The sequence below is a fragment of the Flavobacterium sp. HBTb2-11-1 genome (assembly GCF_009826975.1).
Classification (GTDB): Bacteria; Bacteroidota; Bacteroidia; order Flavobacteriales; family Flavobacteriaceae; genus Flavobacterium.
The window spans coordinates 1-16,938 of the sequence record NZ_WUMO01000009.1 but is presented as its reverse complement, the minus strand read 5'-3'; the positions used below and the strand labels follow the sequence as shown (position 1 = coordinate 16,938).

General features: G+C 32.9%; 12 protein-coding genes and 1 pseudogene. 7 read left to right on the top strand and 6 right to left on the bottom strand.

All coding sequences use genetic code 11. The features are described from left to right. The first annotated feature begins 179 nt into the window (after positions 1-179). Both GR162_RS18460 and GR162_RS18455 read left to right on the top strand, forming a co-directional pair. Positions 180-3,620 (top strand): methylmalonyl-CoA mutase family protein, encoded by a 3,441-nt coding sequence (locus tag GR162_RS18460; protein ID WP_160783328.1) that lies wholly within the window; start codon positions 180-182, stop codon positions 3,618-3,620. Between the two features lie 501 nt (positions 3,621-4,121). Next, a complete protein-coding gene (locus GR162_RS18455) occupies positions 4,122-5,672 on the top strand; it encodes a reverse transcriptase domain-containing protein (RefSeq protein ID WP_160783327.1) in 1,551 nt (516 codons plus the stop codon). A gap of 761 nt (positions 5,673-6,433) precedes the next feature. On the opposite strand, the gene GR162_RS18450 is transcribed toward GR162_RS18455, so the two are convergent. Next, a complete protein-coding gene (locus GR162_RS18450) occupies positions 6,434-6,748 on the bottom strand; it encodes a hypothetical protein (RefSeq protein ID WP_160783326.1) in 315 nt (104 codons plus the stop codon). Positions 6,749-6,940: 192 nt separating this feature from the next. Between GR162_RS18450 and GR162_RS18445 the strand changes: the two genes are divergently transcribed. After that, entirely contained in the window at positions 6,941-7,351 is a 411-nt protein-coding gene (locus tag GR162_RS18445; RefSeq protein ID WP_160783325.1) for a helix-turn-helix domain-containing protein, read from the top strand. A gap of 68 nt (positions 7,352-7,419) precedes the next feature. Further along, positions 7,420-8,028 (top strand): hypothetical protein, encoded by a 609-nt coding sequence (locus GR162_RS18440; protein WP_160783324.1) that lies wholly within the window; start codon positions 7,420-7,422, stop codon positions 8,026-8,028. Between the two features lie 27 nt (positions 8,029-8,055). Here the strand turns inward: GR162_RS18440 and GR162_RS18435 are convergent, their stop codons facing one another. The 5 genes from GR162_RS18435 to GR162_RS18415 all read right to left on the bottom strand — a co-directional run bounded on the left by GR162_RS18435 (position 8,056) and on the right by GR162_RS18415 (position 11,806). Next, on the bottom strand, positions 8,056-8,442 hold the full coding sequence (locus GR162_RS18435; RefSeq protein ID WP_160783323.1) for a flagellar motor protein MotB: 387 nt from the start codon (positions 8,440-8,442) through the stop codon (positions 8,056-8,058). Positions 8,443-8,769: 327 nt separating this feature from the next. Next, positions 8,770-9,156 carry a secretion protein gene (locus tag GR162_RS18430; RefSeq protein ID WP_160783322.1) on the bottom strand — a complete coding sequence of 129 codons (387 nt, stop codon included), beginning with the start codon at positions 9,154-9,156 and terminating at the stop codon, positions 8,770-8,772. A 366-nt stretch (positions 9,157-9,522) separates the two neighbouring features. Further along, entirely contained in the window at positions 9,523-9,924 is a 402-nt protein-coding gene (locus tag GR162_RS18425) for a DUF3244 domain-containing protein (RefSeq protein WP_008462386.1), read from the bottom strand. 458 nt (positions 9,925-10,382) lie between these two features. Next, complete coding sequence (locus GR162_RS18420) at positions 10,383-10,787, bottom strand: secretion protein (protein WP_008462388.1); 405 nt, start codon at positions 10,785-10,787, stop codon at positions 10,383-10,385. 653 nt (positions 10,788-11,440) lie between these two features. Further along, complete coding sequence (locus tag GR162_RS18415) at positions 11,441-11,806, bottom strand: DUF3244 domain-containing protein (RefSeq protein WP_008462389.1); 366 nt, start codon at positions 11,804-11,806, stop codon at positions 11,441-11,443. Positions 11,807-12,256: 450 nt separating this feature from the next. Here GR162_RS18415 and GR162_RS18410 point away from each other — a divergent pair, with 450 nt between their 5' ends. The 3 genes and pseudogenes from GR162_RS18410 to GR162_RS18400 all read left to right on the top strand — a co-directional run. Then, positions 12,257-13,129: an AraC family transcriptional regulator gene (locus GR162_RS18410; RefSeq protein WP_160783321.1), complete on the top strand. Its 873-nt coding sequence runs from the start codon at positions 12,257-12,259 to the stop codon at positions 13,127-13,129. Between the two features lie 297 nt (positions 13,130-13,426). Continuing rightward, on the top strand, positions 13,427-14,287 hold the full coding sequence (locus GR162_RS18405) for an alpha/beta hydrolase family protein (protein WP_160783320.1): 861 nt from the start codon (positions 13,427-13,429) through the stop codon (positions 14,285-14,287). A gap of 513 nt (positions 14,288-14,800) precedes the next feature. After that, positions 14,801-16,938 (top strand): annotated as a pseudogene (locus tag GR162_RS18400) (immunoglobulin domain-containing protein); the annotation flags it as partial.

Sequence of the window (16,938 nt, the reverse complement as noted above, 5' to 3'; positions counted from 1 at the left end):
TTTAAATGTTGCGAAATTGCCATGTCTTTAAGCTTTCTTTAACTATATCAATTAGTTACGTAAATTGTTACCCTTTCGGTTTACGAAATCGATTTATTTTTGTTAACATAAAGCTATTGTCTTAATCAAATATTAAAATATTTTGTACATTGGTCGCATAAAATTATCATATTCATAAAATGGAACAACAAATACCATATATTCCTAAAAATAAAGTAAGAATTGTTACTGCTGCTTCGCTTTTTGACGGACATGACGCTGCCATCAATATCATGCGTCGTATTATACAGTCTACGGGCGTTGAAGTGATTCACTTAGGACACGATAGAAGTGTTGAAGAAGTGGTAAATACCGCCATTCAAGAAGATGCCAATGCTATTGCTATGACTTCTTACCAAGGCGGACACAACGAATACTTTAAATATATGTATGATTTGCTTCGAGAAAAAGGAGCAGGGCATATTAAAATCTTCGGCGGAGGAGGCGGTGTGATTCTGCCAAGCGAAATTGAAGAACTGCATGAATATGGTATTACAAGAATTTATTCTCCAGACGACGGCCGTTCTCTTGGTTTACAAGGAATGATTAATGATTTGGTTCAAAGAGCCGATTTTCCTATTGGAGATAAATTGAATGGAGAAATCGATCATATCGAAAATAAAGTGCCAACGGCAATTGCGCGTTTGATTTCTGCAGCAGAAAATTTCCCAGAAATTGCAAAACCTGTTTTTGACAAAATTCACGAAAATAATGCCAGTTCAAAAATTCCAGTTTTAGGAATTACAGGAACGGGAGGCGCCGGAAAATCTTCTTTGGTGGACGAATTGGTTCGCCGATTTTTAATTGATTTCCCAGAAAAAACAATCGGATTAATATCTGTCGATCCTTCAAAAAGAAAAACCGGAGGAGCGCTTTTAGGAGACAGAATCCGTATGAATGCCATTAATAATCCTCGTGTTTATATGCGTTCGCTGGCGACACGTCAGTCAAATTTGGCTTTGTCTAAATATGTAGCCGAAGCGATTCAGGTTTTGAAAGCCGCAAAATACGATTTGATTATTTTGGAAACTTCAGGAATCGGTCAGTCTGATACCGAAATTATGGATCATTCAGACGTATCATTATATGTAATGACGCCAGAATTTGGAGCGGCAACACAATTGGAAAAAATCGACATGCTTGATTTTGCCGATTTAGTGGCTTTAAACAAATTTGATAAACGTGGAGCGCTTGATGCTTTGCGTGATGTAAAAAAGCAATATCAAAGAAACCATAATCTTTGGGATAAAAGCCCAGATGAAATGCCAGTTTTCGGAACGATTGCTTCTCAGTTCAACGATCCGGGGATGAACACGCTGTACAAAGCGATTATGGATAAAGTGGCAGAAAAAACCGATTCTGATTTGAAATCGACTTTCGAAATCACTAAAGAAATGAGCGAAAAGATATTCGTGATTCCGCCAGGAAGAACACGTTATTTATCTGAAATTGCCGAGAATAATAGAAATTATGATGAGACTGCAATTGCACAGCAAAAAGTAGCTCAAAAATTATATGGAATCTTCAAAACCATTGAATCGGTTTCGGGTAAAGTTCCTCAAATTACAAAAGCAGGAATAGACGACAATAGTGTCATCCTGAGCGGAGTCGAAGGACTCGACGAAAACAGAATCTTTTTAAACCTTTTACTAAATCAATTCGATAAAGTAAAAATGGATTTAGATCCGTACAATTGGGAAATTATTCTGAATTGGGATGAAAAAGTAGCGAAATACAAAAATCCGGTTTATTCGTTTAAAGTTCGTGATAAAGAAATCAAGATTGCAACGCATTCTGAAAGTTTATCGCATTTACAGATTCCGAAAATTGCTTTGCCCAAATATGAAGGTTGGGGCGATATTCTGCGTTGGAATTTACAGGAAAATGTTCCTGGAGAATTTCCGTTTGCTTCGGGATTATATCCGTTTAAACGTGAGGGCGAAGATCCGTCGAGAATGTTTGCGGGCGAGGGCGGACCAGAAAGAACCAACAAGCGTTTTCATTATGTAAGTGCGGGAATGCCTGCAAAACGTCTTTCTACAGCTTTTGACAGCGTAACTTTATACGGAAATGATCCAGATTTACGTCCAGATATTTACGGAAAAATTGGAAATGCGGGCGTTTCAATCTGCTGTTTAGACGATGCTAAAAAACTATATTCAGGTTTCGATTTGGTTCATGCTTTGACTTCGGTAAGTATGACGATTAATGGACCTGCGCCAATGCTTTTAGGTTTCTTTATGAATGCCGCAATCGATCAGCAATGTGAGATTTATATCAAAGAAAATGGTTTAGAAAAAGAAGTTGAAGCTAAAATCAACAAACTTTATAAAGATAAAGGAATCGAAAGGCCGAAATATCAAGGCGAACTTCCAGCAGGAAACAACGGTTTAGGATTAATGCTTTTGGGCGTTACAGGAGATCAGGTTTTACCTCAGGAAGTGTACAACGAAATAAAAGTAAAAACGTTAGCTCAAGTTCGCGGAACGGTTCAGGCCGATATTTTAAAAGAAGATCAAGCGCAAAATACTTGTATTTTTTCAACTGAATTTGCGTTGCGTTTAATGGGAGACGTTCAGGAATATTTTATCAATAAAAACGTTCGTAATTTCTATTCGGTTTCGATTTCTGGATATCATATTGCAGAGGCAGGAGCAAACCCAATTACGCAATTGGCATTTACGCTTTCAAATGGTTTCACTTACGTGGAATATTATTTGAGCCGTGGCATGAACATCAACGATTTTGGACCAAACTTATCGTTCTTCTTCTCAAACGGAGTAGATCCAGAATATTCAGTTATTGGTCGTGTGGCGCGTAAAATTTGGGCAAAAGCCATGAAAAACAAATACGGAGCCAACGAAAGAGCACAAATGCTGAAATATCATATTCAAACTTCTGGACGTTCGTTGCACGCACAGGAAATTGATTTCAACGATATTAGAACGACTTTACAGGCTTTGTATGCGATTTATGACAACTGTAATTCGCTTCACACAAATGCTTATGACGAAGCGATTACAACACCAACAGAAGAATCTGTACGTCGAGCAATGGCGATTCAGCTGATTATTAATAAAGAATTAGGTTTAGCGAAAAACGAAAATCCAATTCAAGGTTCTTTCATCATCGAAGAATTAACTGATTTAGTGGAAGAAGCCGTTTTGCAAGAATTCGACAGAATCACAGAAAGAGGAGGAGTTCTTGGTGCAATGGAAACGATGTACCAAAGATCTAAAATTCAGGAAGAAAGTTTGCATTACGAAACCTTAAAACACAACGGAGATTTCCCAATTGTGGGCGTAAATACGTTCTTGAGCTCAAAAGGTTCGCCAACGGTAATTCCAGCAGAAGTTATTCGTGCTACCGAAGAAGAAAAACAATATCAAATCACGATGTTGGATAACCTGCATAATTTCCACGAAGCAAAAGTAAACGAGCATTTAAATACGTTACAGCAAGCCGCTATTAAAAACGAAAACTTATTTGATTATTTAATGGAAGCTACAAAGGTTTGTTCTTTAGGTCAGATTACTTCGGCGCTGTTTGAAGTTGGTGGGCAGTATAGAAGGAATATGTAGATTTTACATTTTAATGATATTGGAAAACCTCTCATGTGAATGGGAGTTTTTTTTTGAAAAAAATATTTCAAAATGAGGAAAACCGTAATTTAATTTAAAAATTATTTAATTAATTTGAAAAATTTAGAATAAGTAATAGTGAATAAGAGAAGGAGCTGAAAAATACGTTTTATGGTATAGAGTAATCTAACTCAACATTAAACGCTGTTGAGGAAGTCTAATTTCAGATATGCAAGAGAATATTGAATAAATTTCTCCTAAGCAATCTGTTATTCCCAGCGCTGTTAATAACAGATTGCTTAGGGATAATATGACTGGAATGTACTTATAGATGACTGGTTCTTTCATAGAATTAGATTTAATTTGTAAAGTTACAACAATAATTACCCGACTTGAAGGAGCGATGTTCTGGCATCAATAACGCATGTATTTTTCACATAATAAAATTTGTAAAAGCAATGCTTCGTAGTCACCTTCTCTTTTTTCACTTTAAAAATTAATATGGCTGTAAATATACCAGTAGAAAAAAACAAAGATTGGTTCAAATTAAAACGATATCCTCATATTGGTTTTCCCTTAAAGGCTAAAGATCGTGTTGTTTGGATTGAAAATTATGTTACCAATCCAGAAAGAATTTCTCAACATGCTTTTCTTCCTTTTATTCATAAAAAAAGTAAAGTTAGAAAATTCAGAAAGGATTATTCAAAAAAAACTGGACTACTAAAATATACTGATGTAAATGGAAAGAAAAAAACTCGTGTTGCAAGTACTAAAGAGCGCGAACTGTTTTATGCTGGACATCTCGATTCTCTAATTTATAGTTATTATGCAGAACTCTTAACCAAAAATTATGAGAATGTAATTTTGGAAAAAAAATTATCTCAAGTAATTACTGCATATAGGAAGATTCCATTTAAAGAAAATTCAAAGAAAAATAAATGTAATATTGATTTTGCGGTAGATGTTTTTAAATCAATAAAAGATTATCCTTCAAATCATTTTATAGTTATTGCTTTTGATATTACTGGCTTTTTCGATAATCTGAACCATCAAAAGCTAAGAACAAAATGGAATGAAATTATTGGTAATTTAGAAAATCCGATGCCAAAAGATCATTTCAATGTTTTTAAGAGTATAACAAGATTTAGCTATATTGATTTAGTTGATATTTTTAAAGAATTTCAAAATAATATTTTTGTTAAAACAACTAAAAATCACAAAGAAACTATAGCAAGAAAGCGGGTCTCAAAAATTAAATATTTAAAGAAATCTGATGCTGTTTCATTTTGTACGAAAGAAGAATTTATCTTAAAAAATAAAAAACTTGTCAAAAAGTCTAAATATGTTAAGGATGAAGACGGTATAGTTAGGATAAAAGACTTTGGAATCCCGCAAGGATCACCTATCAGTTCAATTTTAGCAAATATTTACATGTTAGATTTTGATTTTGAAGTTAACGAGTATATTAAAGATATTGACGGTATTTACAAGAGATACTCTGATGATATGGTTGTAGTATGTCCATTAGATAAAAAACAAGAGGTTATTTCACTTTTTAATAAAAAGATTCAAGAAATCGATTTAAAAATACAAAATAAAAAAACTCAGATATTTCATTTTCATCGAGATGCTAATGATTTGAAATGCGGTCAAGAATTTGAAAAATTAATTAATTTTGATAAAAACTTCATTTATTTAGGATTAGAATTTGATGGCACTGATGTAAAAATAAAATCTGCTAGTTTATCTGGATTTTATAGAAAAATGAAACGAACAATTAAAAGGGCAAAACATTTTTCAAGCTCTTCTACTTCAAAATATCCAGGAGAACTGTTTAAACGCAGATTGCTAAATAGATTTACCTATAAAGGAGCCACTCGAAGAAGAAAGTATATTTATAATCATGCAAAAAAATATTTTGAAGTATCAACACACTTTGATTGGGGTAATTTTTTGTCATATGCCTATAAAGCACGTGCTATAAAATTTTCAAATAAAATAAAAAGCCAAACTAAAAACCATTGGAGTAAAATAGACAAACTACTTAAATAGTTTAAGTAATAATTTGCCAATAACAGGAGCATTTCCCCCGTTAGCGCGAGCGTCACGCTCGTGAACACAAAGTAATGCACGAGCGAGACGCTCGCGCCAGCAAAAGAATTTACTTTTTAATTGAGAAAATCTCGTGCTAACATCAGCAAAAAGAATAATATGATAAATAAAATATCTAAAATTATCGTGATTTCGTTCTTTATTTGTCTTTCAGTAATGATTGTGAGATCTTATTATATTGGATATAAAATAGATAATTATGGGCAGACAATTATAGGTAAATATGTTTTGCATAAAAGTTATCCAAAATCACAAGAAAATCATTTCATTTATTATGTTAACTCTAAAAGAATGATAAATTATTCAACTGAAAATGTCTCACTTGAATTTAAGCAGAACATAGGCAAATTTTATAAAATGAAATATCTAGATGAATATCCAGAAGCAATTCATCCAATATTTGACGAAGAAGTTGTAGATACTACAGAAATATTAAATGCTGGATTTTCTAAGCAGGATTTGTAAAGAATAAATGCTGGATTGCAATTTAAATAAAGTTAAAATAATCAAGTGCTTAGAGATGCAGCAAGTGTTTTATCTTGTGAACAATTAGTTTGTTCGAATTAGTTCATTTCGACCGAAGGGAGAAATCACACTAGAAACTCGACAAAGAAATTCACCAATCTTTGCGGAATAACTTGTGTGATTTCTCCCTTCGGTCGAAATGACAATATTGTGTGCTAATTTGGGATGAAATATAGCTATTCAACAACCTCCCCAACAAACCCCAAAAACTCCATTTCATCCATAGGAAACAAATGCAGAATTGTTTCCAAAATCAGACTTACATTAATAGTTGCACTTTTATCTTTTTTAGAAAAATTATGCATATCGTTATCAAGGGCTAGAATGGATAATTTTAGCAAATCGGTAATAAGGCAGCCGAGTTCTAAATAATTGACAACTTTAAATTGTGCGGTATAAGAATTGGCTTCATTGGTTGGTTTTAGCGTTGTAAAATACTTAGCAGTTAATTTTTGCAGTTTTTGTAGCTTTTCTGTTTGGTTCGTTTCCATAAGGCGTATATTGTTAAATAGTTTACAATTTGACTTTTATGAAATTATTATAAGAAAAATTGTACTTTTGTTTGATTCGGCGAAGAAAGAAATAGATTTTTATGTGTCCTATCAATTTTTTGTGTTTGGTACACGATTAAATATGTTTTTTACATCTCGCAGATTCTTACACTAAATCATTATCTTTGAATTATGAGCACACTAACAAAACCAAATCATATAGGGCGAAAAATAAGCCGTATTCGTGAACTTCGTGATATGAAGCAGGAAGCTTTGGCGCAGGCTTTAGGAACAAATCAGCAAGCGATTTCTATTTTAGAAAATAGTGAAACGATTGATGAAGATAAACTTATCGCAATTGCAAAAGCATTGGGTGTAACAGCAGAAGCAATTAAAAACTTTTCAGAAGAAGGCGTGATTAATTATTTTAATACTTTTAATGAATCCGGAAATAATACTTTTGGAGATTATAATTCTTGTACTTTCAATCCATTAGATAAATTAATTGAAACGGTAGAAGAAAATAAAAAGCTTTACGAGCGTTTGCTTCAGGCAGAAAAAGATAAGATTGAATATTTAGAAAAATTGCTAAAAGAGAAATAGTAATTGAATAGAAATAAAAAGCATCTGCCACGGCAAGGTGCTTTTCTCATTTTAAAACTTTCCAATTATTGAAAGTAGTACTAGAAAATAAAGGCATTAAAACAGATACTTATTATATACCACCTTTTGTTCTAAATGAAGGTGAAATAATTGTTTTGTATTTGTATAATGGAAAACACTTATACGATACTGAGATTTTTCTCAGAAATATTTTTTGTGGTAAAATCAAGCATGAAAATGTGATTCTTCACAGAAAAATGACCTACGTTGAGTATTTTAAAAGATCTTACTTCAGGGATACTTTTTTTCCTGTAACAGTAAAAAGATTCCTTAAGAAAAATGCAAATCTTAAGAGCTCATTATCTCAAAAAATATTTGAAGATAAATGGATAAAGCCCGAAACAAAAATAGAGAGAATGGCTGGAACGCCTCGCAGACTTTTGGCCTTATATGCGACTCTTTCAAAAAACAAAGATATTGTATTTGACCTTCCTGCATTGGATTGGCAAGGCTATGAATTTGCTTTTAAAAAGGTAAAGGAAATTGTAAAAGATGAAGGCTCGGCAATATTACTAGATGGTTTTGCTAATATGGAAGAACATGCATCTAAAATTATAAGCTTAGAATGGAACGCTGGTCATCCTCCAGAGGGAAATGAATTTCAATTCAATTTCTGAGAGTTTTTTTATATCAATTCAAGTTTTTTAAACTTTCTTTTTTATCGTTGTTTTCGGTTTACGCTTTAATTTTTCAATCAGAGCATCGGCTTTTTCGTTTTCAGAAATAGAGCGTAAAGATTCTGCATAGCGGTAATAATAAACAGGATCTAAATCTGTGGTAAGAGAAAAAAGTTTTGTGTACCATTCGGCTGCTTTTTCGAGTTCGCAATTCGAATATGATGAATTTCCTAGTTTTTGAAATAAGTCTACAGATTTGTAGCCTTTTGCAGCAACCTTTTCGTAGGTTTTTATAACGTCGACATAGGCATACTTTTCGCCGACCTTATCGGTTTTATAATAAGTTTCATTTTGCGCAACTGCACGAAATGAAAATACGATTAACAATACTAAAAGAGCTAGTTTTTTCTGCATAGGTTTTTAGTTTTGGTTGTGGTATTTAATCGTATTCATTAATTGTTTTTGAAAATCTTTCACTGCAAGAAACAGTTATAAAAACAATTATAAACTTCACTAATTTATTTTTATTGTATGCTTGGTGCAATTTTGGTTACAAATATATGGAAATCAGTAACATGAATGGATTTTAGACGATGTTTTGTAAATAAAAACTGTTGTATTGCATTTTAGAATCAATTGATTTTGAAAGTTTTGAATATACAAATTAGATTTTATCGAGAAATAAAACAAAAAAAGCAGCTCCTGGTACGAGCTGCTTTTCTAATTTTTAGGGGCAAAAAATTAACGACGGAAAGCTGGACTCTGATTTACAGATTGGTCTAACTTTATAGTCTTTACTTTTTTAGCAGCAACTTTAATTTCGTGTTTCTCAACTTTGTCGTTGGCTTTCACTTCAAGAACATACGTTCCAGCAGGAAAACTTTCTAAACTAATTGTTTTAGAAACTTCCAATTTGTCTGCTGCAGATTCTCCCGCATAAAGTAAGTTGTGATTCTCATCATAGATAGAGAAAGATGCATTTTCTACAGTGTCTAAAGTAAAGCTAACTACTTTTCCGTTTCCTGTTTTGATATTTAAAATGTAATCACCTTTTCCATCAATGGCATAGGTAAACACAGTCGCTAAAAAAAAGGCAGCAACTAAACCAGCTTTGGTAAATTTTGTCATGTTTTTTTTAAATTGTTAATTACTAAATGTGGAACGCGTAAAACTACAAATACAAATTTAATTTTTAGCAATAAAATGGCATTTTTAAATCCATAAGTTATTGAATTGTAATTATTTCTGCATTTTGTTTGAACTATGTACGTAATTACTGGGCTTACGGATTGTTTTTTCTTGAATATTTTTTAGTCCTTAAAAATCAGTGGGTTGTAATTAATAAGAATAATTTTCAGAAAATGGTTTTGCTTTGCAATTTTGGATTTATTATAAAACAAAAAAACAGCTCCATAACCACCAAGAGCTGTTTCTTAAAACGTAATTTTTAATTTTTTTAACCTCAATTTATACCTTTTTGGGGCGTATAAATTCTTAGCGCGCAGCAACACTTGAATTTTTGGCAAAACCAGCTTTGTAAACTGAAGAAATTGCAGTTCTAGATAATGACGCAGTATCATCTATTGTAATTTCATATTTTGCTTTTTTCACATTGTCTTCTACTTCTAAGTAATAAGTTCCCTCAGGAAATTGCTCTAAACTGAAAGTTCTTAAAATTCCATCTTTTCCAGATGCAGTTTCAGAATAGATTAAAGTTCCGTCGTTGTCATAAATAGCTAAATTGGCTTTCTGTACTTTGTTAAGAGCGAAAGTGATCAGTTTCCCATTAGCTTTTAATACATGAAGATTAAATTCTCCATTTCCATCAATTGCGTAAGTGCTTATTCCTGTGAAAAGCAACGCTGCTACTAAACTCAATTTTGCAATCTTTTTCATGGTACTTAGGTTTTAAATTATTAGTTCTAATTCTCTGATGCTAAATTACTTATGTAATGCATGAAAAAGCGCAACTGTATTTTCCTATTTCTATGCTATATTCTCATTTACGAAACCGTTATAGGTTAAAACTTGAATTATTTTTAACGTTTTTGTTAATTCGATTATTATTTTTCAACGTTTTGCTTGATTTTAACTTTACAATGGATTAAGGATTTATTTACAAAATGCGATAAGTTTTTTAACCGCAAAGACACCAAGAAAGCGCAAAGTTTGCAAAGCTTTCAAATAAAAAACTTTGCGAAACCTTAGCGCCTTTGCGGTTAAAAAAATGTGGCAAAATTAAAGCAAAAAAAACAGCTCAGTAACCACAAAGAGCTGTTTTTAAAACTTTTGAAAGTTTTTAAACTTACTAACTATCTAACCTCACTTTATACTTATGAAAAGCATAAACTTTTTTAGCGTGCTGCCACGCTTGTATTTTTAGCGAAACCTGCTTTGTAAACCGAAGAAACTGCTTTTTGAGATAAAACAGAAGAATCGTCAGTTATTGTGATTTCGTATTTTGCTTTTTTTGCATCGTTTTCTACTTCTAAGAAGTAAGTTCCTTCTGGAAATTCTTCTAGGCTGAAAGTTCTTAAAATTCCATCTTTACCTGAAGCGGTTTCAGAATAAATTAGAGATCCATCTTTGTCATATATCGCTAAGTAGGCTTTTTGTGTTTGGTTAAGGCCAAAAGTGATCATTTTGCCATTAGCTTTAATAACATGCAGATTAAAATCTGCTGTTCCATCAATTGCATATGTGCTAATTCCTGTGAAAAGCAACGCTGCTACTAAACTCAATCTAATAATCTTTTTCATGGTATTTAGTTTTTAAATTAATAGTTCTAATTCTCTGATGCTAAATTACTTCAGATGTAAGTAAAAAAACAATACTATATTTGCCAATTTCGATGCTATATTCTCATTTACGAAACCGTTATAGGTTAAAATTTGAATTATTTTTACCTTTTTTGCTAAAACACCTATTATTTTTCAACGTTTTTCTTGATTTTGAATTTACATTGAATTAAAGATTTGTTTAAAAATGTAGGAAGTTTTTAAAGATACTAAGGTTCTGAGATTCTAAGTTTTTAATTGGATTGTGTATTGTAACACAAAGGGCGCAGAGGAGGCGCAAAGTTCGCAAAGGTTTTTTTGAGTAAATTTTATAGAATAAAAAAGTTCGCAAAGCTATATCTAGATAAAGCTTTGCGAACCTTGATTTATATGCATCACCTTAGATAAAAAAACTTTGTGAACTTTGCGTAAACCTTTGCGCTCTTTGCGGTAAAAAAACTTTGCGGTTAGAAAAAAGTAATAAGCAAAAAAAAACGGCTCAGTAACCACAAAGAGCCGTTTTTAAAACTTTTGAAAGTTTTTAACTTACTAACTATCTAACCTCACTTTTTATACTGTATTAGAGTATAAAGTTTTAAGTGCCGTGAAGAATTGCACTTAACGTTTATATTTTCTTAGTTAACAGAAACTGTTCCTTTTGAAGACAAAACAGAACTGTTTGCATTTACCGTAATATCGTATTTTACTTTTTTGAAGCTATCAGCAACTTCTAAAATATATTTTCCTTCTGGAAACTGTTCTAAACTGAAAGTTCTTAAGATTCCGTCTTTACCAGAAGCGGTTTCAGTATAGATTAATTCACCATTATCATCATATATACTAATAACTGCTTTTTGCAATTGATTAATTCCAAAAGCAATTACCTTGCCATTTCCTTTTAATACGTGAAGATTTAACGTTTCATTTCCATCAATTGCATAAGTACTCATTCCTGTTAGAAGTACTGCACATACTAAACTTAATTTCATAATCTTTTTCATATTCTATAGTATTAAATTTTTTTCGTTCATTTCTCTGAGGCAAAGTTATAGCAGCATGTGTGTTATTTTAACATCTATATTTTCCAATTTATATGCTATATTCTCATTTACGAAACCGTTATAGGTTAAAATTTGATTTAAATCTTATGTTTTTGTTAATTTGATTGTTATTCTTCAAAGTTTTTGAAAAACTTAATACTTCTTAAAATTTCCATCTTTCTTACAATTTTTAACATATTGGTATAAAATGAGGTTTTAAATGGGATAAATAGAAAAAAAGTCAAGAAAAAAAATAAGACCCTAAAAAAAAGCCGATTTTGATATAAATTTTTCAGTGTTAAGTATGTTATTTTAATGTAAAATTCGCATTTACGAAACCGTTATAGGTTAAAATTTAAATTATTTTAGGTGATTTTGTTAAATTTGCTATTATTTTTTAAAGAAATTATCATGAAGACTATTGCCCCAGCTCTAGAAGTGATAACTAACTCATACGGAAGTTCTTTTACCTACACTAAACACGCCGAAAAGACCAATAGCAAAGCTCATTTATGGCACTATCATCCAGAAATTGAGTTGGTTTATATAAATGGCGGGGCTGGAAAAAGACAAATAGGGAGCCATGTTTCTTATTACACCAATGGTAGTTTACTTTTAATAGGAGCTAATTTGCCGCATTGCGGTTTTACAAATGAGCAGACAGGAAATACAAACGAAACTGTTATTCATATTAAACCTGAATTTTTAGGAAGCGATTTTTTTGTTGCTCCCGAAATGAAAAAAGTTCAGAATATATTAAAACAAGCTAAAGGTGGAATCGCTTTTGGCGGGGAAACGAAAAAACGAATCGGAAATAAAATTGAAATGATGGAAAATGAACCACCATTTCAAAGATTAATGACACTTTTGACTGTTTTAGACGAACTGGAATCGGCTGAGGAATATACCATTTTAAATGCTGACGGATTTACGATGGAACTTCAGACTCAGGATAACGACCGTATGAATGTGGTTTTCAATTTTGTGAAAGATCATTTTCAGGAATCTATTTCTATCGACGAGGTTTCTAGTCTGGTCAGTATGACTACACCTTCTTTCTGCCGTTATTTTAAGAAGATTTCAAACAAAACATTTACTGAGTTTGTAAACGAATATCGTCTAGTGCACGCGTCTAAGCTTTTGGCAGAACAGCCTATGAGTATTAATGAGGTTTGTTACGAAAGCGGTTTTAATAATTTCAGTCACTTCAGCAAATCGTTTAAACAATACACCGGTAAAAGCGCTTCGCAATACCGTCACGAGCATAAGATTATTATTAGTTAATGTTTTATGCCACTCCCGATAGCTATCGGGATACACAGATTAAAATGATTTGTTATTATTCTGGGTTTGAAATATAAATTGAAAAAATCCGAATAATCATTTTAATCTGTGGCAAAAAAATAGAAATCCGATTGGTCAAAGGCTAATCGGATTTTTTTATTTTTCTATGAGAGAGTACTTTAAATCAATTAGTGAAAATTAGTGCAATTCGTGGCATCAAAAACCAGTCGGATTTTTCATATATTTTATTCTGAAAAAAGGTATATTTACAAACCCTAATCAGAAAAAAATATCAAAATGAAAAAAATTAAAATGCTATTGTCTGCATTTCTGTTTTGTCTTACCACCATGACATACGCTGCAAAAGTAGACACACTTCAAGTTGCTAGTACTGCAATGGGAAAAACCTATAAAGCAGCGGTAGTTTTACCGAATTCCTATGCTAAAAGTAAAACCACTTTTCCGGTTATGTATCTGCTGCATGGTGCATACGGACATTTTAGCGATTGGCTTAAAAATACTCCAAACAAAAAACTGGTTCATAATCTGGCAGATCAATATAATATGATCATCGTAATGCCCGAAGGCGAGACATTTAGTTTTTATATTGATAGTCCTGTAAATAAAGAAAGCCAATTTGAGACTTTTATTACACAGGAAGTAATCCAAAAAATAGATAAAACATACCGAACAATTGCCAATAAAAACGGAAGAGTAATCACGGGACTTTCCATGGGCGGTCATGGCGCTTTGTATTTATCGGCTAGACATCCTGATTTGTTTTGCGCAGCCGGAAGCATGAGCGGTGCTGTAGATATGAGTACAATGCTTAACAGAGATTCTTCGGCTCAAATTGTAAAATTAATGCAGCCTGTTTTTGGTGATAAAAGCGGTAATACCGAATTGTATGAGCAAAATTCTGTTCTAAGAATGGCTGATAAAATAAAAGCAAATAAATTGCCTCTAATTATAGATTGTGGTGTAGACGATTTTTTAATTGAGCCTAATAGAGAACTGCACAGAAGATTGGTTTATAATAAAGTGGATCACGATTATACAGAACGTCCAGGAGCTCATACATGGGATTATTGGGAAAACTCGCTTCCATATCACGCATTATTTTTTAATAAAATATTGCTTAAAACTAAAACGAAGTAATTAAGAGATTCGTACTTTTTAATTGTTGTAGTTTATAGTTGCATTTTATTGAGCACTTGATAAAAAACAGATCTTTATTTTTATTTTGAAAATGAATAGAGATCTGTTTTTTTATTTGCTTAAATGGGTATGTGTTACTTTTCTTACTCGTTATTCCGTTCATCGATTTTTTTTGAATGATATCGATTTTACATCTTTTTAATGGAGAGCATTTGGGTTATTAACTAATTTTAACAAATGTTTTTCCCCCTGATCGTCAATGTCAGATTTTTTTCTGAGGGTCAAGTCTTTTTAGAAGAGTTTTTTAGATTTTGTGCTTCAATATTTTTTGAAGATGGTTTATTATTAGAATGTAATTGCCAAATCTCTAAACTATCTAGTTTTTACTAATGTAATGGTATTCTAAATACTATTATCATGAAAAAAACTATTTTTTATCACATGAAGATTGTACAATTTTGTAAAATCTTTCGTTGTTCCCTTATCGATTTAGTTTTTCCAAATTTTAATTTGATGAAAACTATTGTGCACAAAAGGTATCAATATTATTTGATGGTACTTTTTATGCTATTTGCTTTCCACCCTTATTTGCATTCACAAGCTATATCTGGAGCGGCCGTGCAAGCTAATTTTGGTATTGATGCTGACGTTTATGCAAACAAAGAGCAATTTTTAGTTCCCCCAACAGTTTCAGGTATTTATGATGACTGGTTTTTTAATTCGGCTTTCGCCAATGGAACGGGTCAAAATGTTATCGATCAGACTAATGCGGCGGGGCTAAAAACATCAATCCAAGCGAATAATAATTTTACATTCGAAAAAAGAATGTCGAAACCCAAAAATACCATGGTTGGTAATTTTTTGTGGATTGATGCTGTTTATGGACGTGATGGAAATTCAACGCAAAGTAACAGCGACTCTAATACTTTTTCTGGAAATTCTAACAAGAATGGCGATAACCCGACTACTTGGGCTTTAGGTTCAGGTAGTATTCCTCAAAAAGATGATATTGTCGATGTGTATGGCTATTTAAGAAGAGATTTGTCTCCGGCGGCATTAGCAGTGAATCCTAATGGAATTTTATGGGGATATGGAGGAGCATCTAAAATTTCTTCTGATGGGAATTCCCATTTTGATTTTGAATTTTTTAGAACAGAAGTAAGCTTTAACGGTAGTGCGTTAGTTGGTACAGGTAGCCAAGCAGGACACACAGCATGGACTTTTGACGCTACCGGAAAAATACTTGTACCTGGAGACGTACTCGTTGCCATTGATTTTGAAAACGGTGGGACAAAACCGCTTGGAAGTGTAAGAGTTTGGATGTCTAGTGCTGATATCGCTAATTTTAACTCAAGACCCGACAGACCTTTTGATCTTACTGGTGTTTTTGACCAAGGAAATGGTGCGCCTCCTTATGGATATGCTGAAATAAAAGCAAAAGGAGGAGGTATACTTACAAATGTTTTTGCAGTTGTTAATGTAACAGCTGCTACATTAGGTCCGCCTTGGGGAACTTTAGAAGGTTCGCAAGCCTCGTTTCAAGATAATTATAAAGCTTTGCAGTTTACAGAGTTTGGAATTAATTTGACAGCGTTAGGACTGGATAGCCGAAATGTCAACCAAGGACCTTGTTCAAATTTACTGGGTAGTCTGATAGTAAAAACAAGATCGTCATCTTCATTTACTGCAGAATTAAAAGATTTTTCTGGACCTTATTTGTTCGGAAATATTACGGATGTAGCCGTAGAGGGTAATGTTAGTAATCCATTAACCTGTAATAATCCAACAGCTACTTTAACAGCAACACCAACTCCGCCAAATGCCACTATAAAATGGTACGGCCCTTCACCTGATGGCATAGCCGATGGGCCTTTTATACCAGGAAATGCTCCTGTTGTATCTGTTAAGGGAGTTTATACGGTATATGCTTATACAAATTTAGAAGGCTGTTTTGCTAAAAAAACGGTCACAGTTCTTGAAAATAAAGAACTGCCAAATGTTAATGCAGGAGAAGATAAAGCTTTAACTTGTTTGATAACGTCAATAAAACTGTCGGGTTCATCAAGCACGCCAAATGCTACCTATTTATGGAGTACATTGGATGGAAACATTGTGTCGGACGGTACAACTCTGACACCAACTATAGATAAGGCTGGAACTTATACATTAACAGTCACCGATCCTATAAATGGATGTAAAAAGGCAGATGATGTAGTTGTCACTAGTACTCCGCCAACACCGATTGATATAACTTGTCCTGAAGATAATATAAAAAGTTCTTGTTTTTATGCCGATCAGGCTGCTGTTGATGCGGCTTTTGATACCTTTAAACAAAGCTTTACAGCTTCAGGAGGTAACGGAACTTTAACCATTACAGGATTAGAGAATTTGACTCCTCCAGCTTTATGCGGAGGAACTGTAACCGTAAATTACAATGTTACTGATTCTTGTGGATTACAGAAATCATGTTCTGCTACATTTACGATCACCGCACCTTCAGCAGTAACTGCAGAAGCTCCTGAAGCAGTGAATGCCTCAGCCTGCGCTTATGCCGACCAGGCCGCACTTGATGCCGCTTTCGAAACCTTCAAAGCCGGCTTTAAGGTGAGCGGAGGATGCGATGCGAAAGGCGAGATCCAAGGAACTCCGAT